The 20839-nt window shown below is 69.2% G+C and carries 22 protein-coding genes and 1 tRNA gene; 15 read left to right on the top strand and 8 right to left on the bottom strand.

Annotated elements, in window-relative coordinates; genetic code table 11:
• Nucleotides 1–31: 31 nt before the first annotated feature.
• On the bottom strand, nucleotides 32–979 hold the full coding sequence (locus QN315_RS00970; RefSeq protein ID WP_323991123.1) for a hypothetical protein: 948 nt from the start codon (nucleotides 977–979) through the stop codon (nucleotides 32–34).
• A gap of 253 nt (nucleotides 980–1232) precedes the next feature.
• On the opposite strand from QN315_RS00970, the gene QN315_RS00965 reads away from it, so the two are divergent.
• On the top strand, nucleotides 1233–2222 hold the full coding sequence (locus tag QN315_RS00965) for a bile acid:sodium symporter family protein (RefSeq protein WP_323991122.1): 990 nt from the start codon (nucleotides 1233–1235) through the stop codon (nucleotides 2220–2222).
• Here the strand turns inward: QN315_RS00965 and QN315_RS00960 are convergent.
• Nucleotides 2219–3025, bottom strand: a complete 807-nt coding sequence (locus QN315_RS00960) for an alpha/beta hydrolase (protein WP_323991121.1) — start codon at nucleotides 3023–3025, stop codon at nucleotides 2219–2221. The genes QN315_RS00965 and QN315_RS00960 overlap by 4 nt on opposite strands.
• A gap of 151 nt (nucleotides 3026–3176) precedes the next feature.
• Between QN315_RS00960 and QN315_RS00955 the strand changes: the two genes are divergently transcribed.
• The gene (locus QN315_RS00955; RefSeq protein WP_323991120.1) at nucleotides 3177–4649 is read left to right on the top strand and encodes a pyridoxal-dependent decarboxylase; all 1473 of its coding nucleotides are present in this window, start codon (nucleotides 3177–3179) and stop codon (nucleotides 4647–4649) included.
• 9 nt (nucleotides 4650–4658) lie between these two features.
• Here the strand turns inward: QN315_RS00955 and cobT are convergent, their stop codons facing one another.
• The 3 genes from cobT to QN315_RS00940 all read right to left on the bottom strand — a co-directional run bounded on the left by cobT (nucleotide 4659) and on the right by QN315_RS00940 (nucleotide 8326).
• Nucleotides 4659–6560, bottom strand: coding sequence for a cobaltochelatase subunit CobT (gene cobT, locus QN315_RS00950; protein WP_323991119.1), 1902 nt, complete (start codon nucleotides 6558–6560; stop codon nucleotides 4659–4661).
• A 13-nt stretch (nucleotides 6561–6573) separates the two neighbouring features.
• Nucleotides 6574–7605, bottom strand: coding sequence for a cobaltochelatase subunit CobS (gene cobS / locus QN315_RS00945; protein ID WP_323991118.1), 1032 nt, complete (start codon nucleotides 7603–7605; stop codon nucleotides 6574–6576).
• 118 nt (nucleotides 7606–7723) lie between these two features.
• Entirely contained in the window at nucleotides 7724–8326 is a 603-nt protein-coding gene (locus tag QN315_RS00940) for a J domain-containing protein (RefSeq protein WP_323991117.1), read from the bottom strand.
• Between the two features lie 164 nt (nucleotides 8327–8490).
• Between QN315_RS00940 and QN315_RS00935 the strand changes: the two genes are divergently transcribed.
• Together QN315_RS00935 and QN315_RS00930 are read left to right on the top strand one after the other, a co-directional pair.
• Nucleotides 8491–8790: a BolA family protein gene (locus QN315_RS00935; RefSeq protein WP_408904672.1), complete on the top strand. Its 300-nt coding sequence runs from the start codon at nucleotides 8491–8493 to the stop codon at nucleotides 8788–8790.
• Complete coding sequence (locus tag QN315_RS00930) at nucleotides 8787–9407, top strand: outer membrane lipoprotein carrier protein LolA (RefSeq protein ID WP_323991115.1); 621 nt, start codon at nucleotides 8787–8789, stop codon at nucleotides 9405–9407. Before QN315_RS00935 ends, QN315_RS00930 begins: the two co-directional genes overlap by 4 nt.
• A 58-nt stretch (nucleotides 9408–9465) precedes the next feature.
• Here QN315_RS00930 and lipB read toward each other — a convergent pair whose 3' ends face one another.
• Nucleotides 9466–10143 (bottom strand): lipoyl(octanoyl) transferase LipB, encoded by a 678-nt coding sequence (lipB, locus tag QN315_RS00925; protein ID WP_323991114.1) that lies wholly within the window; start codon nucleotides 10141–10143, stop codon nucleotides 9466–9468.
• Nucleotides 10144–10198: 55 nt separating this feature from the next.
• Between lipB and QN315_RS00920 the strand changes: the two genes are divergently transcribed.
• The 5 genes from QN315_RS00920 to moaA all read left to right on the top strand — a co-directional run bounded on the left by QN315_RS00920 (nucleotide 10199) and on the right by moaA (nucleotide 14200).
• Nucleotides 10199–10284: transfer RNA gene (locus QN315_RS00920), tRNA-Leu, on the top strand.
• A gap of 287 nt (nucleotides 10285–10571) precedes the next feature.
• Nucleotides 10572–11450: a UTP--glucose-1-phosphate uridylyltransferase GalU gene (gene galU, locus QN315_RS00915; RefSeq protein WP_323993712.1), complete on the top strand. Its 879-nt coding sequence runs from the start codon at nucleotides 10572–10574 to the stop codon at nucleotides 11448–11450.
• Complete coding sequence (gene pgmG / locus QN315_RS00910) at nucleotides 11450–12859, top strand: phosphoglucomutase/phosphomannomutase PgmG (protein WP_323991113.1); 1410 nt, start codon at nucleotides 11450–11452, stop codon at nucleotides 12857–12859. The genes galU and pgmG overlap by 1 nt, the downstream gene beginning before the upstream one ends.
• 126 nt (nucleotides 12860–12985) lie before the next feature.
• Complete coding sequence (locus QN315_RS00905) at nucleotides 12986–13171, top strand: DUF3553 domain-containing protein (RefSeq protein ID WP_323991112.1); 186 nt, start codon at nucleotides 12986–12988, stop codon at nucleotides 13169–13171.
• Nucleotides 13172–13183: 12 nt separating this feature from the next.
• Entirely contained in the window at nucleotides 13184–14200 is a 1017-nt protein-coding gene (gene moaA / locus QN315_RS00900; RefSeq protein WP_323991111.1) for a GTP 3',8-cyclase MoaA, read from the top strand.
• A gap of 21 nt (nucleotides 14201–14221) precedes the next feature.
• Here the strand turns inward: moaA and QN315_RS00895 are convergent, their stop codons facing one another.
• Nucleotides 14222–15076, bottom strand: coding sequence for a methyltransferase domain-containing protein (locus QN315_RS00895; RefSeq protein WP_323991110.1), 855 nt, complete (start codon nucleotides 15074–15076; stop codon nucleotides 14222–14224).
• Between the two features lie 119 nt (nucleotides 15077–15195).
• Between QN315_RS00895 and QN315_RS00890 the strand changes: the two genes are divergently transcribed.
• From QN315_RS00890 to QN315_RS00870, 5 genes are all read left to right on the top strand, one after another.
• On the top strand, nucleotides 15196–15999 hold the full coding sequence (locus tag QN315_RS00890) for a ComF family protein (RefSeq protein WP_323991109.1): 804 nt from the start codon (nucleotides 15196–15198) through the stop codon (nucleotides 15997–15999).
• 75 nt (nucleotides 16000–16074) lie between these two features.
• Nucleotides 16075–16335, top strand: a complete 261-nt coding sequence (gene grxC / locus QN315_RS00885; protein WP_176642043.1) for a glutaredoxin 3 — start codon at nucleotides 16075–16077, stop codon at nucleotides 16333–16335.
• 15 nt (nucleotides 16336–16350) lie between these two features.
• Nucleotides 16351–16785 (top strand): DUF1178 family protein, encoded by a 435-nt coding sequence (locus QN315_RS00880; RefSeq protein ID WP_323991108.1) that lies wholly within the window; start codon nucleotides 16351–16353, stop codon nucleotides 16783–16785.
• Between the two features lie 31 nt (nucleotides 16786–16816).
• Nucleotides 16817–17317: a DUF2147 domain-containing protein gene (locus QN315_RS00875; protein WP_323991107.1), complete on the top strand. Its 501-nt coding sequence runs from the start codon at nucleotides 16817–16819 to the stop codon at nucleotides 17315–17317.
• 54 nt (nucleotides 17318–17371) lie between these two features.
• Nucleotides 17372–18598 carry a lactonase family protein gene (locus tag QN315_RS00870; RefSeq protein ID WP_323991106.1) on the top strand — a complete coding sequence of 409 codons (1227 nt, stop codon included), beginning with the start codon at nucleotides 17372–17374 and terminating at the stop codon, nucleotides 18596–18598.
• Nucleotides 18599–18642: 44 nt separating this feature from the next.
• Here the strand turns inward: QN315_RS00870 and ubiG are convergent, their stop codons facing one another.
• Nucleotides 18643–19413: a bifunctional 2-polyprenyl-6-hydroxyphenol methylase/3-demethylubiquinol 3-O-methyltransferase UbiG gene (ubiG, locus tag QN315_RS00865; RefSeq protein WP_323991105.1), complete on the bottom strand. Its 771-nt coding sequence runs from the start codon at nucleotides 19411–19413 to the stop codon at nucleotides 18643–18645.
• Nucleotides 19414–19583: 170 nt separating this feature from the next.
• Between ubiG and QN315_RS00860 the strand changes: the two genes are divergently transcribed.
• Nucleotides 19584–20837: an aspartate kinase gene (locus tag QN315_RS00860; protein ID WP_323991104.1), complete on the top strand. Its 1254-nt coding sequence runs from the start codon at nucleotides 19584–19586 to the stop codon at nucleotides 20835–20837.
• Nucleotides 20838–20839: the final 2 nt, after the last annotated feature.

Genomic DNA, 20839 nt, shown 5'->3' with positions numbered 1-20839 from the left:
CGCCGACGCGGGCCGACCAGCGCAAGGTCAATCAGCGCAAGGGCAGGGGGATCCGGTTCACCGTCAGGATGCCCCCCTGCCAATCCACGTCCCACGACGTCGCATCGTCCGCATGGTGCCCGACCAGGTTGGCCAGGACCAGCGCGGCGCTGGCCCGCGTCTGGCCCGCGTCGCGCAGGGCGGCGATCAGTTCGGGCAGGTTGCGCATCCGCATGTGCCCGCTGGCCGACGCCCCGTCCGGCACGCCGGTCACCACCGCCATGAAGCTGCCGTCCAGCCGCATGTCGCCATGCGCCGCCGTCAGGGTCCGGATGGTCACCGGCACCGCGACCGGACGTACCGGCCCGCCCGCCGTCGCCGCCAGCAGCGGCGCCAGCGCCGAAACGGGCAGCGAGACGACCGACCGCGCATCCTCGGGCAGCAATGCGGCCGGCACCGCCGCGCCGTCGTCGCGCAACCCGTGCATCTCCAGCGACATCGTCATCGAAACGCCCGGCTGCATGCCCGGCGGCGCCCCATCCAGATGCAGCCGCAGCATTCCCATCGACAGGCGCGACCGGCCGCTGACCGCCTCGACCCCGCGCCACGCCACGTCATAGGCCCGCCCCGCCGCCAGCCCGCGCAGCACGGGCTGCAAGGCCGTCGCGAAATACTCGGTCGAACATCCGGGCGCATGGCGGCCGCTCAGCGCGCCCAGCAGCCCGACCGACGCCGCGTTCAATATCTCGGGCAACGTCTCGGGCGCCGCGCCGTCCCCGCCCCTGATGGTGACCAGGCCGGCACGGAGCGAAGGGGCGTCCGCCCCCCCGGCAAGGCGCAGCTTGTAATCGCGGGCCGCCGCCCCGCCGGGCACGGGGGCCGGCGCGGCCCGCGCGACGGCGCAGTTCGCGGGCAGGGGCAGCGCGGCGGCCGGGGCCGCCGACAGAACGGCCTGCAGCGCCAGGGCCACGGCAAGGGACGCAAACAAGGGGAGTCGCATAGTCGTCGTTCCGGCCGAAAAAAGTGACGTCATCGACGGATGCCGCCCCTGACGCAGTTAACATGACGCAGTTAACATGACGCAGTTAATCCGTGACGCGGTTAATCCGTCACGCAATCAATCCATGACGCAATCAATGGCATGAGAGTATGACCGAGGCGAGGCGGCATCGCCCGCCGCGCCCGTTCCGCCTTCAAATCCCTTCCAGCCGGCCGGCGCACCGGCCCATGCGTTTCACCGGGACCTTCGTTCGATGTTCAAGCCGGATCCGTTCCTGATCAGCCTCATCTGCACCGTCATCCTCGCCACCCTGCTGCCGTGCCACGGCGCGGCGGTGCCCGTCTTCCAGGATCTGGCCATCGCGGTCATCGCCGTCATGTTCTTCCTCCAGGGCGCGCGCCTGTCGCGCCGGGCGGTGCTGGACGGGCTGGTCAACTGGCGGCTGCACCTGGTGATCCTGCTCTGCACCTTCGCGCTGTTCCCGCTGCTGGGTCTGGGGCTGCACGCGCTCTTTCCGCATCTGCTGCATCCCTCGGTGTGGCTGGGCATCCTCTTCCTGTGCTGCCTGCCTTCGACCGTCCAGTCCTCGATCGCCTTCACCTCGATCGCGCGCGGCAACGTGCCGGCGGCGGTCTGCTCGGCCACCACCTCCAACATCCTGGGCATCTTCATCACCCCGGTGCTGACCGGCCTGGTGCTCGGCCGGCACGGCGCGTCCGCCGGCCAGGGCGGGGTGGTGGCGATCATGCTGCAATTGCTGCTGCCCTTCGTGCTGGGCCAGGTCCTGCAGCCCTGGCTGGGCAAATGGGCGCATCGCAACAAGCGCCTGCTCTCCATGACCGACCGCGGCTCGATCCTGATCGTCGTCTACACCGCGTTCAGCGAGGCCGTGATCCAGGGCCTGTGGCACAAGCTGCCGCTGTCGCAGATCGGCCTGGTCCTGCTGGTCGACGCCGCCCTGCTGGCGGCGGTTCTGCTCGTCACCACCATGGGCAGCCGCGTCCTGGGCTTCTCCCCCACGGACGAAGCGGCGATCGTCTTCTGCGGCTCGAAGAAGACCCTGGCCTCCGGCGTGCCGATGGCCAACGTCCTGTTCGCCCCGGCCACGGTCGGGCTCGTGGTCCTGCCGCTGATGATCTATCACCAGATCCAGCTCTTCGTCTGCGCCGTCCTCGCCCGCCGCTACGCGGCGGCGCAGAACCAGCGCCAGGCAAGCCAGGACACGGCCCAGGTGGGCGCTTAATAAAGCTCGGCCGTCAGAAACCGCCGCAGCGCGTCCGACAGGATATCGGGCGCCTCTTCGGGAATGTAATAGCCGCAATCGACTTCCAGCCCCTCGACCGGCCCGGTCGCAAAGGCCCGCCACAGATCCGGCGGATCGTACCAGCCGCCCAGCCGCCCGTCGCGCGACCAGGCGACCAGCAGCGGACACCCGAAACGCAGATCGACCGGATAGGGCGGCACCCGGAAATGCCCGTTCGCCCCGGGCGACTGGCCCGGCGGCACCAGGTCCAGGTAGTCGGCCACGGCCGAGGGGTTGAAGGCACCGGCCGATTCCGCCGCGGGCTGCGTCCATTCCTCGGGAACCGCCACCGTCGCCGATTCCGGCTTCGGATGAAGCTGCGCGAACCAGCAGGCCTGATAGCGCGATAATTCATAGGCCAGGTCCGCCCGGCCATGATGCCCGGGCGAGGGGATGCATTCGATCTCGGCCAGATGCGTCACCCGCGCCGGCGCCCACGAGGCAGCATAGGCCGCCACATGGCCGCCCGTCCCATGCCCGGCGATGGCCAGCGTCTCGTGGCCCAGCGCCCGCGCGCAGGCCAGCAGATCGCGCGCCTGCCGCGCAAAATCCATGTCGCGCGGCAGGTCCGGACACAGCACGGTATGGCGGTCGGCCAGTCGCGGGGCCACATCGTGCCAGGCCGCGTGACTCTGCACCTGGCCGTGCAGCAGCACCAGCAGCGGCCCCCGGCCGCCCAGCCGGGCCCGTACGCGCCCCGCGCCCCACGCTACGTCCGTCAATTCCAGTTGCCCGAAGAACATGCAGCGATCCATTGCAGACATGACGCCCGGATAGGGGCACATACGACAGACAGACATATAGGCACAGTCGCGGCACTGGACAAAACCGGGGACGAAACCCGCGACGAAACCGGCCGCCCGCTGCTCCCACCTCAACAGGACATACAGGCTCATGACCGGACTGGACCCCGACGATTGGGACGAACTGCGCGGCCTCGGCCACCGCATGCTGGACGACATGTTCGACCATCTGGCCGGCCTGCGCGACGGCCCGGTCTGGCGCAGGCTGCCCGACGATTTCCGCGCCGGCCTGCGCGACCAGCCTTTGCCCACCGCGCCCACGGCGCCCCAGGCGCTGTACGAACGGTTCCGCGACCAGGTCGCGCCCTATGCCACCGGCAATACCCATCCGGGCTTCATGGGATGGGTGCATGGCGGCGGCACCGCGATCGGCATGCTGGCCGAAATGCTCGCCGGGGGGCTCAACGCCAATTGCGGGGGCCGCGACCACGCACCGGTCGAAATCGAGCGCGCGGTCATCGGTTGGGCGGCGAAAATCATGGGCTTCCCCGCCGATTCGTCCGGCCTGCTGGTCACCGGCTCCTCCATGGCCAACCTGATCGCCGTGATCACCGCCAGCCGCGCCACCCCCGATGGCGCGTCCTTGCGGCAGCAGGGGGTCGGCGGCCGCCGCCTGGTCGGCTACGCGGCCGAAACCGCCCATGGCTGCGTGGCCCGCGCCTTCGACCTCGCCGGGCTGGGCACCGATTCGCTGCGCATCATCCCGGCCGATCCGGCCCACCGCATGGATATCGCCGCCCTCGACGCCGCCATCGCGGCCGACCGCCGGGCCGGATTCGTGCCGTTCATCGTCATCGGCACCGCCGGCACGGTCGATACCGGGGCGATCGACGACCTGGACGCCATCGCCGCCATCGCGGCGCGCGACGGGCTCTGGTTTCATGTCGACGGCGCGTTCGGCGCCCTGGCCATGCTGTCGGACCGGCTGCGCCCGCAATTGCGCGGCCTGTCGCGCGCCGACAGCCTGGCCTTCGATTTCCACAAATGGGCCCAGGTCCCCTACGACGCCGGCTGCATCCTGGTCCGCGAACCCGGGCGCCAGGCCGCCGCCTTCGCGCAATCGCTGGCCTATCTCTCGCGCGCCGACCGGGGCCTGGCGGCCAACGCCCCCTGGTTCTGCGACCTCGGGCCCGACCTGTCGCGCGGCTTCCGCGCGCTCAAGGTCTGGATGACCCTCGGCACGTACGGCACCGACCGCCTGGGCCGGATGGTCGAATCCTGCTGCGCGGCCGCCCGCCACCTGGCCGACCGCGTGGATGCCGAACCGATGCTCGAACGGCTGGCGCCGGTCGCGCTCAACATCGTCTGCTTCCGCGTACGGACCGGGGACGCCGACCTGGACCGGCTGAACGGCGAACTGGTGAAGGACCTGCACGAATCCGGCATCGCCGCGCCATCGACGACGATGGTGGGCGGCATGCTGGCCATCCGCGCGGCCATCGTGAACCACCGCACGACGCCCCGCGACACCGACCGCATGATCGACGCGCTGCTCGGCTTCGCCGACACCCGCCTGGCCGATGTCCGCCCGACCGATACCGACCCGCCGGGCAAAAATCAGTAGGGCAGGGGGTTAAGCCACCCCGCGGCGGCCCGTCGATGCGGATTTCTCGTCGAACAGTTCCGACAATTTCCGCATCATCGTGCCGCCCAGCTCCTCGGCGTCGGTAATCGTCACCGCGCGCCGGTAATAGCGCGTCACGTCATGGCCGATGCCGATGGCGATCAGCTCGATCGTGCTGCGGTTTTCGATCTGCGCGATCACCTGCCGCAGATGCGTCTCCAGATAGGACCCGGGATTGACCGACAGGGTGCTGTCATCCACCGGCGCGCCGTCGGAAATCACCATCAGGATGCGCCGGCTTTCCGGACGGGCCTGCAGCCGCCGCGACGCCCACAGCAGCGCCTCGCCGTCGATGTTCTCCTTCAGCAGCCCCTCGCGCAGCATCAGGCCCAGATTCTTCCGCGCCCGCCGCCACGGCATGTCCGCCGCCTTATAGACGATATGCCGCAGGTCGTTCAGCCGCCCGGGATGGCGCGGCTTGCCGTCCGCCACCCAGCGCTCGCGGCTCTGCCCGCCCTTCCACGCCCGGGTGGTAAAGCCCAGCACCTCGACCTTCACCGCGCAGCGCTCCAGCGTGCGCGCCAGGATATCGCCGCACATCGCCGCCACCGAAATCGGCCGCCCGCGCATCGACCCCGAATTGTCGATCAGCAGCGTGACCACCGTATCGCGGAAATCCGTGTCCCGCTCATGCTTGTAGGACAGCGACAGGGTCGGATTGACCACGACCCGCGACAGGCGCCCCGCATCCAGGATTCCCTCGTCCAGGTCGAACTCCCACGCCCGGGTCTGCTGCGCCAGCAGCCGCCGCTGCAGACGGTTCGCCAGCCGCGACACCACCCCCTGCAGGCTGATCAACTGGTGGTCCAATTGCTGGCGCAGCCGCGTCAGTTCCTCGGGGTCGCACAGGTCCTCCGCCGCGATCTCCTCGTCGAACGCGGTCGTATAGGGATGATAGGACAGCGCCGGGTCGGCCGCCTCCTTCTCGTCCGGCGCGCGCGGCCCGCCCGCTTCCTCCGACCCCGACGCGCTGGCCCCGTCCGATTCGTCGCCATCCTCGTCGCCCAGGCCGGCGCCCTGCGCCAGTTGGGGCTGCAGGCCGGTCTCGTCTTCCTCCTGGCTGCCGGACTCGTCGTCCTGCTGCTCGGGCTTGTCCGGGGCCTCGCCGTCCTCCTCCTCGTCCCGGTCGGACGGGGCGCTGTCGTCGCCCTCGGGCGCGTCCTCGGTCTCGGCCTCGCCCTCGATCAGGTCGCACGCCACCAGCAGGCGCCGCGCCGCCCGCGCGAACGCCGCCTGGTCGTCCAGGCAGGCCGCCATGTCGTCCAGCGCCTTCCGTCCGGCCGCGCCCAGATGCGCGCGCCAGGCCTCGGCCACCGCGCGCATGCGCTCCGGCACGGGCTCGCCGCTCAGCCGCTCATGCGCCAGCAGCGACAGCGCCACATGCACCGGCAGGTCCTGGCGCGTCTCGGCACGGTCGTGGCCGGCGTCGCGATAGGCCTGCTCCGTCCGGTCGCGCAGATTGGCCGCGACCCCGGCCATGTAGCGCGCGCCGACACTCTCGACCCGCGCCTGCTCCAGCGCGTCATAGGCCGCGCGCGCATCGCCCTGTTCCGGCCGCGCCGCGCCGTGCAGCGCCGCGTCGTGATGGCGCAATTGCAGGGCCGCGGCGTCCGCCGCCCCGCGCAGCTTGCGGATATCCGCGTCCGACAGGTGCAGCGACGGCTGCGGCAGCCGGACATGATCGCCGCTCAGCGCCGCCGCCGGCGGGATCGGCCCGCTCTGGAACGTCACCTCGGCATGCGCCCGCCCGCCCAGCGCGCGCAGCGCGCCGACCGTCGCGCGCTTGAACGCGTCCGCCCGCTCGGCGGCCTCGGTCCTGGCGGTCCGGCCGGTGTCCTTCTTCTCGCGCATGCCCCCTTGCCGATCAGCGCGGACGCGCCGCCGCCCCCATGGGGTCGACGTTGAAGCAACGCTGGTAATATTCCGCCACGGTCGGGCGCTCCGCCTCGTCGCACTTGTTCAGGAACGACACGCGGAAGGCGAATTCCAGATCCTTGAAGATCCTGAAATTCTCCGCCCAGCTTATGACGGTCCGCGGCGACATGACGGTCGAGATGTCCCCGGCGATGAATCCCGACCGCGTCAGGTCGGCCAGCGCGACCATGCTCTCGATCCGCTTGCGCGCTGGCCCGTCATGCGGGTCCACGCCCATCTTGGCCACCACGATGGCCGTTTCCTCGGCATGGGGCAGGTAATTCAGCGTGGTGACGATGTTCCAGCGGTCCATCTGTCCCTGGTTGATCTGCTGCGTGCCGTGATACAGCCCCGTCGTGTCGCCCAGCCCGACCGTGTTCGCCGTGGCGAACAGCCGGAAATACGGATGCGGCCGGATCACCCGGTTCTGGTCCAGCAAGGTCAGGTGGCCCTCGATCTCCAGCACGCGCTGGATGACGAACATCACGTCCGGACGGCCCGCGTCATATTCGTCGAACACCAGCGCGCAGGGATGCTGCAGCCCCCACGGCAGCAGCCCCTCGCGGAATTCCGTCACCTGCTTGCCGTCGCGCAGCACGATCGCATCCTTGCCGATCAGGTCGATGCGCGAGATATGGCTGTCCAGGTTGATGCGCACGCACGGCCAGTTCAGGCGCGACGCCACCTGCTCGATATGCGACGACTTGCCGGTCCCGTGATAGCCCTGGATCATCACCCGGCGGTTGAAGGCAAACCCCGCCAGGATGGCCAGCGTCGTATCGTGATCGAAGCGATAGGTCGGGTCGGCATCCGGCACATGGTCGGTACGCACCGAAAATGCCGGCACCTCCAGGTCGCTGTCGATGCCGAAGGTCTCGCGGGCGGACACGACGCGGTCGGGCGCGGACAGGACCGAGATCGGCGGCAGGTCGTCCCCGTTCTCGGCAACGGATCCGGCGGTCAGGGTGGCAAGGTCATTCATCGGTTCTATCCGTCGCGGCTGGCGGGGCGGACGGCGCCTGGCGCAGGACCGTCCCGCATCTCATATATTTTCGGCGTTCCAGGCCACTATAGACCGGAACGCCCGCAAGGCCATGGGGTCAGGCCGTTCTTTCCAGGTCCGCCTCACGCGCCGCCGTCAGGTGCGCACGCACGGCGGTATAGGCCACGTTGATGCTCTTCAGCCGCTCCTCGGCCACGCGGTCGCCGCCATTCGTATCGGGATGGTGCCGCCGCGCCAGGTCCTTGTAGCGCATTTTCAACTCGTCCATCGACAGCGGCCATTCCAGCCCCAGCGTATCCAGCGGCTGGCGCAGCCCTTCCGGCACGTCCGGCCGGGCGGCGGCGGGGCGGCGCACGGGCCGCCCGCCGCCCAGCAGGTCCAGCGGATCGATCAGGTCCTCTTCCGCGAAATGCGTCCGCCCGCCCCGCTGTCCCAGCCGCCAGGACGGCCGGTTCCACGAGACGTCGTCGCGGATATGCGCCTCGATCTGGCCGGGCGACATGCCTTTGTAGTAATCCCAGCGCGCATTGTATTCGCGGACATGCGGCAGGCAGAACCAGAAATACTCCGTCAGCGTCTCGCGTGACCGCGGCGCGCGATAACCGGCGGCCTCGCCGCAGCCCGCCATGTCGCAACACCGCTCCGGCGCATCCGGATCGGGATCGAAAGCCCGGTGTCGTGTGTTCCTTCGGTTCATCATCTGGCGTTATGTGCGTCCGGACCGTATTCGTGCAAGTGCCAAGCACACATGCCAGCCGGGAGACCGCCCTCATGACCGACCCTGCGACCGCCCCTGGGACCGCCCCCGCAACCGACACGCCAACCGACCCTGCGACCGATGCGGAACCGACCCGCGCGGCCCGGATCGGCCGGATCCTGCGCGCCCGCCTGGCCCCGGCGCTGCTGGAGATCAGCGACGACAGCGCCCGCCACGCCCACCATGCCGCCATGCGCGGCGCATCGGGGGGCGAAACCCATTTCAGCATCCTGATCGTCAGCACCGCGTTCGAAACCATGGGGCGCGTGCCGCGCTCCCGCCTGGTGCACGACCTGCTGGGCGACGAATTCACGGCCGGCCTGCACGCCCTGTCGCTGACCCTGCGCACCCCGGCGGAGCATGAGAAGACAACCGGGACGACCAGCGCAAAGGCGGCAGCCATATGACCGCCGCCGCCCCACGCCGCGCCCTCCCGCGCCGCGCGCTCCTCGCCGCGCCGCTGGTCCTCGCCGCCTGCCAGGCGGCCCCGGGCCCGACCGGCGGCGGGCGGGACGTCGCGCGCATCGAACGCTATCTCAACGACACGCACGGCCTGACCGCCCATGTCGTCCAGACCTGGCCGAACGGCACGGTCGGGGCCGGGACCCTCTTCTATGAACCCGGCCATCTGCGGCTCGACTACGATACGCCGCACCCGATGCGTCTCGTCGCCGCCGGCGGCCACGTGGTCTTCCGCGACGCGGCCCAGCAATCGGTCACGCGCATGAACCTCTCGCGCCAGCCGCTCGGGCTGCTGCTGACCACCCCGGTTCACCTGGCCGGCGCCGTGACCGTCACCGCGATCCAGCACGGCGCCGACGTGCTGCAGGTCTCGCTCGCCCGTACCGACAATCCGTCACAGGGCCTGCTGACCCTGGGCTTTTCGGATTTCGCCGGACAATTGTCGCTGGTCGCGATCGACATCCTGGACGCCCGCCGCAATCGGACCCGCCTGCACCTGACGGACGTCGGGACCGGCCGGATTTTCCCCCCCGATTTCTTCTCCCTGTCGGCGCGGCTCTGACAGCCGCTCTGACACTGGCGCACCCGTCACCGTCGCACCCGTCACCGGCGCGCCCATCTCAGGCCGGGCCGAACACCTCCTGCCAGCACGCCCGCAGCGCCTCGTCCACCTCCGCCATGCTCGCGCGACGGCCCAGCGCATGCAGGCTGGTCACCCCGTGCTCGCGGATCCCGCACGGGACGATGCCCGCGAAATCATCCAGGTCCGGCATCACGTTCAGCGCCACCCCGTGCCAGGACGTCCAGCGCGACACCCGCACGCCCAGCGCCGCGATCTTGTTTTCCGCGCCGCTGTCCGGGTCCACGACCCAGACGCCGATCCGCCCCTCGCGCCGCTCGCCCGACACGTCGAAACAGCGCAAGGTCCGGATCAGCCAGGCTTCCAGCCCGTGGACATAGGCGCGCAGGTCGCGCGGCGGCACGTCGCCGTGCGGCCGGGTCAGGTCCAGCATCACATAGGCCACGCGCTGCCCCGGCCCGTGATAGGTCCATTGCCCGCCGCGCCCCGCGTCATAGGTCGGAAAGCCGCGCGGGTTGAACAGGTCCTCGGCCCGCGCCGACGTCCCGGCCGTAAAGGTCGGCGGATGCTCCAGCAGCCAGACCCGCTCCGGGGCCTGCCCGTCGCGAATCGCCGCCACCTGCCGCTCCATCTCGGCGACGGCGTCCGGGTAGGGCACCGGGCCCGCGCTGGAATTCCACAGAATCGTCTTTTCGGTCATTGCCCGTCGATCATGCATCGTCTATACGGCCTCCGTCGCACGGTATCGCTCAGGCGATGACCGATGTCACGGTGCGGTCGTGGCGGAATGGTAGACGCGCAAGCTTGAGGTGCTTGTGGGGGCAACCCCGTGGAAGTTCGAGTCTTCTCGACCGCACCACCGATCCCCTTTAATGGGCAATTCGGATCACCGTGCAGGTAAATTTTTTTTCATGCACGAAATTTCCACGGCAGCGCAACGTTTGGCCCCCCTTCGCGTTCGCTTCGCGAGTGATCCTGTACGAAGAAAGCTCGGTCGGCCGACGCCGTGACGCAGCCTAAATTCCGTCATCTTTTCTTGGTATTTTCAGGGAAGTAGCCCCTGAACGTCCATTTACCCTCCGGTATTTCTATACTACGGGGACACTCGGACATTTCGTTTCATACCGTGGATAGAAGGTGACGCTTGTGATCAAACCCTTGCGAAAAGCCGTCCTCCCCGTCGCCGGCCTCGGCACGCGCTTCCTCCCGGCCACCAAGGCCATGCCGAAGGAAATGCTCCCCGTCGTCGACAAGCCTCTGATCCAGTATGCGATCGATGAGGCACGCGCCGCCGGGATCGAGGAATTCTGCCTGATCACCGGACGCGGCAAGGATTCGCTGATCGATTATTTCGACGTCGCCTTCGAGCTCGAGACCACATTGCGCGAGCGCAACAAGACCGAGGCGCTCGAAGCCCTGGCCCCCTCCAGCATCGAAGCCGGCGCGCTCAGCGCCGTCCGCCAGCAGGAACCGCTGGGCCTGGGCCATGCGATCTGGTGCGCGCGCAGCTTCATCGGCGACGACCCGTTCGCCATCCTGCTGCCCGACGACGTGGTCAAGAGCAAGGTGCCCTGCCTCAAGCAGCTCGCCGACGCGTATTACCAGACCGGCGGCAACGTCGTGGCGGTGACCGAGGTCCCGCGCGAACACACCAACCGCTACGGCATCCTCAAGACCGGCCGCGACGACGGCCGTCTGGTCGAGGTCGAGGGCCTGGTCGAGAAGCCCAAGCCCGAGGAAGCGCCGTCCAACCTGTCGATCATCGGGCGCTACGTGCTGACCGCCGACGTCATGACCCACCTGGCCAAGCTGGAACGCGGCGCGGGCGGCGAGGTCCAGTTGACCGACGCGATGGCCAAGGTCATCGGCCACGCGCCCTTCCACGGCCTGCGCTACGAGGGCACGCGCTTCGATTGCGGCAACAAGATCGGCTTCCTCGAAGCGCAGATCGCGTTCTCCATCGACCGCCCCGACCTGGGCCCGTCGGTGCGCGAATTCCTCAAATCCTACTGCGGTGAACTGTAATGTCCTTTACGCACAGTTTCGATCCGACCAGCCTGCGCGAATATGATATCCGCGGAATCGTCGGAAAGACCCTGCACCCCGAAGACGCGTTCGCCATCGGCCGGACCTTCGGCAGCATCGTGGCCCGCAAGGGCGGCAAGACGGTCGCCATCGGCTATGACGGCCGCCTGTCCTCGCCCGCGCTCGAGGCGGCGCTGGTCGAGGGCGCCGTGGCGTCGGGGGTCGAGGTCCTGCGCGTAGGACGCGGCCCCACCCCGATGCTCTATTTCGCATCGGTCACGCTCAAGGCCGACGGCGCCATCATGGTCACCGGCAGCCACAACCCGCCCAATTACAACGGCTTCAAGATGATGCTGGCGGGCAAGCCGTTCTTCGGCGCCCAGATCAAGGAACTGGGCGACCTGGCCGCCGCCGGCGACGTGGTGCCCGAGGCCGCGGGCAGCGTGCGCGACGTGCATCTCAAGGACGACTACATCACCCGCCTGGTCCAGGATTGGGACGGCGGCGACCGCAGGCTCAAGATCGTCTGGGACAACGGCAACAGCGTCGCGGGCGAGGTCCTGGCCGACCTGGTCAAGAAGATCCCCGGCGAGCACACCGTCCTGAACGGCGAGATCGACGGCACGTTCCCGGCGCACCATCCCGACCCCACCGTCGCCAAGAACCTCGAACAGCTCATCGACACGGTGCGCAGGACCGGGGCCGATATCGGCCTCGCCTTCGACGGCGACGCCGATCGCGTCGGCGTGGTCGACGACAAGGGCGAGATCCTGTGGGGCGACCAGATCCTGGTCATCCTGGCCCGCGACGTATTGCGCACCCATCCGGGCGCCACGATCATCGCCGACGTCAAGGCCAGCCAGGTCCTGTTCGACGAGGTGGCGAAGGCCGGCGGCAAGCCGCTGATGTGGCGCACCGGCCATTCGCTTATCAAGTCGAAGATGGCCGAGACCGCGTCCCCGCTGGCCGGCGAAATGTCGGGCCACATCTTCTTCGCCGACAAATGGTACGGCTTCGACGACGCGCTGTACGCCGCCGTGCGCCTGCTCGGCATCGTCGCCCGCCTCGACACCACGCTGTCGGCGGTGCGCGAAGCCCTGCCCGAGACCATCTCCACCCCCGAACTCCGCTTCGACTGCCCCGACACCCGCAAATTCGCGGTGATCGAGGAAGTCGCCGGCCGGCTGAAGGAAGACGGCAGCGACGTCTCGATGATCGACGGCGTCCGCGTCAACACGCAAGACGGCTGGTGGCTGCTGCGCGCCTCCAACACCCAGGCGGTGCTGGTGGCCCGCGCCGAGGGCAACACCCAGGCCGGCCTGGAACGGCTGAAGGTCGCGCTGACCGCCCAGCTCGAAAAATCCGGCCTCGCCGCGCCGGATTTCTCGGGGGAAAATGCCGGGCACTGACCCGGCCCGTCTCCGGAGCCCATCTCCCGGAGCACGCCTCCCGTCGCCACGGGCTTTGAAGTTTCGGCAACGGCCTGGTATGGTACCAGGCCGTTTTTCATGCCGTCCCGGAGTTCCGCCGGACCCATGCCCGCCGCACCCCCCTTCCGCTCCTTTCTCGAACCGGGACAATTCGTCCTGCATCCCGACCATCCGGAATGGGGACGGGGCCAGGTGCAATCGGCCGTCGGCCATCGCGTGACGGTCAATTTCGAACATCAGGGCAAAATGCTGATCGACGCATCCATCGTCGCCCTGACCATCCTGTCCTGAAGGGGCCGGGTCATGGCCACGCCGTTCCTCGATTCCTTCGGCCGCGCGGTGACCTATCTGCGCGTGTCGGTCACCGACCGCTGCGACATGCGCTGCGTCTACTGCATGTCGGAAACCATGTCCTTCCTCCCCAAGGCCGACATCCTGACCTTCGAGGAACTGGACCGGCTCTGCGCCGCCTTCATCCGCAACGGCGTCACCCGCATCCGGATCACCGGCGGCGAACCCCTGGTCCGCCGCGACATCGACCTGTTCTTCCAGGCGCTGGGGCGCTGGCTGCACGGCAGGGACGATTCCGGCCATCTCGACGAACTGACATTGACCACCAACGGCTCGCTGCTGGCCGACCATGCCGACGCCCTGTCCCGCGCCGGCGTACGGCGTGTGAATATCAGCCTGGATTCCCTTGATCCTGAACGATTTCGCCGCATCACCCGTCGCGGCGTCCTCGACCAGACCCTCAACGGCATCCGCGCCGCCCGGGCGGCCGGACTGGCCGTTCGCATCAATACCGTCGCAATGGCGGGCGTGAATGACGACGAATTCGATACGCTGCTCGCCTGGTGCGGCGAAATAGGCGCCGATCTCTGCCTGATCGAAACCATGCCGATGGGCGAGACGGGCGAGGACCGGACCGACCGCTACCTGCCGCTCTCCGCCGTCCGCGCCGACCTCGCCCGGCGCTGGACGCTGGAACCGCTCCCCCTGCGCACCGGCGGCCCGGCCCGTTATCTGCACGTGCGCGAAACCGGCCGAAAACTCGGCCTGATCACGCCGATGACCCATAATTTCTGCGAAAGCTGCAACCGGGTGCGCCTCTCCTGCACCGGCCAGCTCTATACCTGCCTGGGGCATGAAGGCGCGACCGACCTGCGCCGGCCGGTCCGCGACGGCGCGACCGACGACACCCTGCTCCACCTGGTCCGGCAGGCGATCCTGCGCAAGCCGAAAGGCCATGATTTCGTCATCGGCCGTCAGGCCGACGACCCCGCCGCCATCCGCCGACACATGAGCGTCACGGGCGGATAATATTTCATAACCAATCGATTATTAGATTTTCTTCAACGCATCTTCCAACGGCGTGGTGAACTGCCCCGGCCGAAGGGGCTTCGGCTGCCCGGCGTCGGGCGACCAGCCTGTCATGATGGCGACCCGCAGCGGCACCGACAGCCCGCCATCCTCCTGCATCATGGCGGCCAGGGCGGCGGGGAACAGGCCGGCCGGCGCGGCCTGCCGGCTGCGCAGTATCAGCGCATTCGTCTCGCCCGCCGCGCGCAGGTCGCGCAACAGGCCGAAGGGCGCGCGATAGGCCAGCGCCACCGTCTCGGCGTCTGCCACCGGCAGCGCGAACCCCGCCCGCTGCAGCAGCGCCGCGCAATCGCGCAGGTCCGGCAGGGGCGAGACCCGCGGCGCGGCGCCCCCGGCCAGTTGGCATTCCGCCTCCGTCAGGGCATGGCGCAGTGCGGACAGGCTGGGCAGCACCGGCAGGCTGGCCAGGAACAGCCCGTCCGGCCGCAGCGCATGCCGGATCTGCGCCAGCGCCCCCGGCAGGTCGTTGACCCAGTGCAGCGACAGGTTGGCCACCACCAGGTCGAACGCCCCCGGCCCGAACGGCAGCCACTCCTCGTCCGCGCAGACCGCCATGCCGCCATTCACGCCGGCCATGCGCGGCGACAGGTCGCAGGACACCACGAAATCGACGCCCCGGGCCCGCAATCGCGGCGCCACCACGCCCCGCCCGCCGATATCCAGCGCGGCGGAGAAGCGATAGGTCGTGTCGTCCAGCCGGTCCAGCAGCCGCTCCGCCACGTCCTCCAGGATCGGCGCCACATCCCCCGCCAGCAGGGCGGCGCGGTCGCGATGCCGGCGAACGGCGCGCCGGTCGAAAATCACAGGGCCAGTCATTATTGGGCCGTTCATTTCAGGGTCGGTCATGGGCGGGATGTGCTCTTCCGGTCGAACTCTGCCAATGGCACCTTTGCGTGAGGAACGACGCAGGGCGAAAAACGCATGACGGGCAGTCCATGACGGACGCCGGAACGGACAGCGGAACAGACGGCGGGGCAGGGCGGCGGGGCGCCGCGGCCGCCCTGCGCCGCGCGCGCACGCTGCTGCTGGATTGTCTTCTGCCACCCGATTGCCCGCTCTGTCACCAGCCGGTCGACCGGGCGGGCCTGCTCTGCCCCGAATGCTTCCGCCGCATCCGCTTCATCGCCGAGCCGTGCTGCCGGCAGTGCGGCGAACCGTTTTCCGCGCCGGGCTTCGGCGGCGCGGGGCGCATCTGCGCCCCCTGCGGCGCGGCCCCGCCGCCCTGGCGCCAGGGTCGCGCGGCGATGGTCTATGACGAATGGTCGCGCCCGCTGATCCTGCGCCTCAAATACGCCGACCGCACCGACCTCGCCCCGGTCCTGGCCCGCCACATGCTCCGGGCCGGCGCCGGCCTGCTCGACGGCGCCGACCTGCTGGTCCCCGTGCCGCTGCATCGCCGGCGCCTGTTCCACCGCCGCTACAACCAGGCCGCGCTGCTGGCCCGGGCGACGGGACGTCTCGCCGGCCTCCCGACCATCCCCGATCTGCTGGTCCGCCCGCACCCCACGCCGCCATTGGGCCGGCTGGGCGCCACGGCACGGCGCGACACGCTGCGCGGCGCCATCGCATTGCGCCCAGGCCGCGCCGCCCAGGTCGCCGGGCAACGTATCCTGCTCGTCGACGACGTCATGACGACGGGGGCCACCACCGGTGAATGCGCGCGTGTGCTCCTGGCCGCCGGCGCCCGCTCGGTCGACGTGCTGGTCGCCGCCCGCGCCCTGGCGCCGCCCCGCTCGTAACGGCATGCACGCGATCCTATGTTGCAATCCGCCAAGTACGATATGCTGGCTTTTATTGCCCAGGCGAGGACCATGATGCCGAAGATCGAAATCTATACGCAGCCCGGCTGTCCCTATTGCGTGCGCGCCATGCGCCTGCTGCAGCAGAAAGGCACGCCGTTCACCGAGATCCGCGCCCTGCACGGCACGCCCGAACGCGCCGAGGCCCAGGCCCGCTCCGGCGGCCGGACCACGGTGCCGCAGATCTTCATCGACGGCCGGCATATCGGCGGATGCGACGACCTGATGGCGCTGGACCGCGGCGGTCGGCTCGACCCGCTGCTCCAGGCCGCCTGAAAGGGCATCGAACGCGTGATCCGCTATCAGTTGCGCTGCGGTCAGGGCCATGAATTCGATGCCTGGTTTCCCGGCAGCGCGGCCTTCGACGACCAGGCCAGGCGCAATCTCCTGTCCTGCCCGCATTGCGGCACCGCCGACGTCACCCGCGCGCTGATGGCGCCCGCCGTCCGCACCGCCCCGGTCCCCACGCCCGACCCGGCGCCCATGCCCGGCCAGGCGCCGATCCCGGCGGCGGCGATGGCCGCACTCCAGAAACTGCGCCGGCATATCGAAGAGAATTGCGAAAATGTGGGCGATCGCTTCGCGGACGAGGCCCTGCGGATCCATCGCGGCGACGCCGAGGAGCGTGGCATCTACGGCCACGCCTCCGACGACGACCGTCACCGCCTGGCCGATGAAGGGGTCGATATCGTCGCCATTCCCTGGGTCCCGCGCGCCGATAGCTGAACGCGCGCGACGTCTGGCCCGACGGCGCGCCATGGCGCGGACGACCGACGGCATCCCCGGGCCGCCCAGGCGCACGCCGTGGGTCCGCCTCCTGCCGCTGCTCGCCCTCCTGGCCCTCCAGGCCCCAACACAGGCACGGGCCCAGCCGGCCGACACGGGAATTTTATCCGTCCTGGGCTTGTGGGAAACCAAGGAACACGATGGGGTGTTCCAGATTACTTCCTGCGGCACTCAGGTCTGCGGGCGCCTCGTCGGCATGCGCTATACCGGCGAGGTTCCCAAGGGCAAGGACGGCGAATCCGAATGCGGACTCCTCATGTTGACCGGCTTCACGCCGGATCCCGACGATCCGGGCCGCTGGAACGGCCATATCCTGGATCCGGACGATGAACACGTCTACCACGCCCAGATCTGGTCCCCGCGGGAAGGAGTCCTGAAGCTGCGCGGCTATGTCGGCATCCCCCTTTTCGGCGAGACCCAGACCTGGACCCGTTATGCGGGCACGATCGGCCCCCTCTGCCGAATGCCCTAGTGTCCTGCCCCCGCCCGTTTCCGTCGGAAAAGATCGAATCGAGATCCTACAAGAATGAACATGCTCCTTTCGCGACGTAACCTGATGCTGGCGCTCGCGGCGTCCGGCACCGTTCCCCTCGTTTCCGCCCGCGCCGCCATCCCCGCCACGTCGCGGACGCTGTGCTATATCGGCGGCTACAACAAGCACGCCCCCCCGGGCGGCGCGGGCAACGGCCAGGGCATCGCGGTGTTCGAGATGAACCGCCAGACGGGCGGCCTCATCCCCGTCACCACCTATATGGACATCGCCAGCCCGTCCTTCATCACGATGTCGGCCGACAGCCGCTTCCTGTACGCGCTCAGCGAAATCGACGATTTCAATGCCAGCCATGACGGCAGCGTCACCGCCTTCTCGATCGACCCGGTATCGGGCGAACTCAGCCGGCTGAACGCCGTCTCGTCGGGCGGCGCGGTCCCGGCCCATCTCAGCGTCCATCATTCCGGCCGCTACGTGCTGGTGGCCAATTATGTCGGCGGCAGCGTCGGCGTGCTGCCCATCCGCGCGGACGGCAGCCTGGGCGAGCCCACCGACGTGGTGCACAATACCGGCCCGCGCATGCCCGAGCGGGCCGAGGACAATCCCCCCGGCAATTACGCGGTCAGCGATCATTCCGGCTCGCACGTCCACATGGTCGCCAGCGATCCCTCGGGCCGCTTCGTCCTGGCCTGCGACGCCGGGCTCGACCGCGTCTATGTCTGGGCGCTGGATATCGCGACCGGCAAGCTGCACCCGGCCGCAACGCCCTTCATCAACCTGATCCCCGGCTCCGCCCCCCGCCATTTCGCCTTCAGCAATGACGGCAAGATCGTCTACATCCTCTGCGAACAGGATTCGAAGGTCGTCGTCGCATCGTTCGATCCGCGCACCGGCGCCCTGACCCCGGTGCAGAAGGTCAGCACCGTCACGTCCTATTTCCAGGGCAGCACCCTGGCGGCGGAAATCCTGCTCTCGCCCAACGGCCGCTTCGTCTACGCCTCGAATCGCCTGGGCGATTCGCTGGCGGTGTTCCGGGTCAGCCCGCGCGACGGCACCCTGACCCTGGTCGACGAGGTCTGGATGCACGCCGATTACGGCCGCGCCATGATGTTCGACCCGTCCGGCACCTTCCTCTACTGCGCCAATCAGCGCAGCGATTCGGTAACCTCCTTCCGCATCAACCAGGAAACCGGGGCCCTGGACTTCACCTGGCACTTCACCGCCGTCGGCAGCCCGACCACCTTCGCCTTCCTGCAGATCTGACGCCGCTCCCATGCCCGGGCCTTCCGCCGGGGCATGGGAGCCGTTCAGGGCGCCGCCAGGCAGGCGATATAATTCACCGACAGGTCCCGGCTCTCGCGCCATCCGCCGATGCCCGGGACCATGCCGGCCGTGTCCGACACGCGCAGCCCGGCCTGGCCCGCAAACGTGCCCAGCTCGGCGGGGGTGATGAATTTCCGCCATTCATGCGTGCCCGCCGGCAACAGGCGCAGCACGTATTCCGCCCCGATCTTGGCCGTTGCCAGCGACCGCCAGGTCCGGTTCAGGGTCGAGACGACGATCCTCCCGCCCGGCGCGACCATCCCGGCCAGCAGCCTCAGGAACGCGGCCGGATCGGTCACGTGCTCGATCACCTCCAGCGCGGTGATCGCATCGAAGCGCGCCCCGTCGGCCAGCAGCGCCTCGGCGCTCCCGGCGCGATAGGCCAGCATGCCGCCATCCGGGGGCAGGGGATGGGCGTCCAGGTGCCGCCGCGCCGCCGCGATGGCGGCCTCGGACGCATCCAGGCCCAGCACGTCGTACCCCATGCGCGCCAGCCCCTCGCTGGCCAGGCCGGCGCCGCATCCCACATCCAGGACCCGCGCGCGCCGCCCGCCGGCGCCCAGCGGGGCGGGCAGGTGGCGGCGCGTCCAGTCCAGGCGCAGCCCGTTCATCGCATGCAGCGGCCGCATCGGCCCCGACGGGTCCCACCACCGATCGGCCAGCGCGCTGAACCGCGCGATCTCATCCGGCGCCACCGAGTCGGAAACACCATCGGCGCCCGGCATGGCGTGCCGGGACGTATCGTTGACCTGCATGGTTCCCCCACCTGTGCGCGCGCCATCTCCCGCTGGACGGCGCAACGGTGGAAGGGTATGTGACGCGCCTTGCGGATAACCGCAATGCCCCCTCGGCCGCTCCGGGCGGTTCCGATGGGCTGGAACGGCCCATCCCACCGAATTGGGCGCCGAACTGGAGAGCCTTGTCCATGCCTCGTACCGTCCCGCGGATCGTCATGAAATTCGGCGGCACCTCGGTGGCCGATCTCGACCGGATTCGCGCGGTGGCCGAAAAAGTCCACAAACAGGTCGCCGCGGGGTGCGAGGTCGCGGTGGTCGTCTCCGCCATGTCCGGCGTCACCAACCGCCTGGTCGGCTACTGCCAATCCCTGTCCCCGCTGCACGATGCGCGCGAATATGACGCGGTCGTCGCCACCGGCGAACAGGTCACCAGCGGCCTGCTGGCCATCGCGCTGCAGACGCTGGGCGTCGAGGCGCGCTCCTGGCACGGCTGGCAGGTCCCGCTGCGCACCGACGGCGCGCACGGCAAGGCCCGGATCGCGTCGATCGACGGCGAATCCCTGATCGCGCGCATGCAGGCCGGCCAGGTGCCGGTGATCGCCGGCTTCCAGGGCCTGGGCCCCGACGGCCGGGTCACCACCCTCGGCCGCGGCGGGTCGGACACCTCGGCCGTGGCGCTGGCCGCGGCGATCCAGGCCGACCGGTGCGACATCTACACCGATGTCGACGGAATCTACACCACCGACCCCCGCATTGTTGCGAGGGCGCGCAAGCTGGATAAGATCACGTACGAAGAGATGCTCGAACTGGCGTCGGTGGGCGCCAAGGTGCTGCAGACCCGCAGCGTCGAACTGGCGATGAAGGAACGCGTCCGGGTGCAGGTCCTGTCCAGCTTCGTCGACGGCCCCGCCCCGGCGGAAGGCAGCCTGCCCGGTTCATTAGTGGTTGATGAGGACGAAATCGTGGAAAAGGAACTGGTCGCCGGCATCGCCTACTCGCGCGACGAAGCCAAGCTGTCCGTCAGGAGCATCCCCGACCGTCCCGGCATTGCGGCGGCGATCTTCGGCCCGCTGACGGCGGCCAACGTGAACGTGGACATGATCGTGCAGAGCACGGGGGCCGACGGCCTGACCAACATGACCTTCACCACCGGCAAGACCGACCTGGCCCGCGCCATCCAGGCGCTCGAGGCCGCGAAGGGCGTGATCCAGTACGGCGAACTGGTCACCGACGACGACGTCGTGAAGATCAGCGTGGTCGGGGTCGGCATGCGCTCGCATGCCGGGGTCGCCAACACGATGTTCCGCACCCTGTCGGATCGCAACATCAACATCCAGGTCATCTCGACCAGCGAGATCAAGGTATCCGTCCTGATCGCATCGGAATATACCGAACTGGCGGTGCGCGCCCTGCACACCGCCTACGGTCTCGACGCGGCCTGACG

Source organism: Nguyenibacter sp. L1 (assembly GCF_035199985.1).
Classification (GTDB): Bacteria; Pseudomonadota; Alphaproteobacteria; order Acetobacterales; family Acetobacteraceae; genus Gluconacetobacter; species Gluconacetobacter vanlangensis.
The sequence above is the reverse complement of the archived record's forward strand: the minus strand, read 5'-3'. Positions and strand labels throughout refer to the sequence as shown.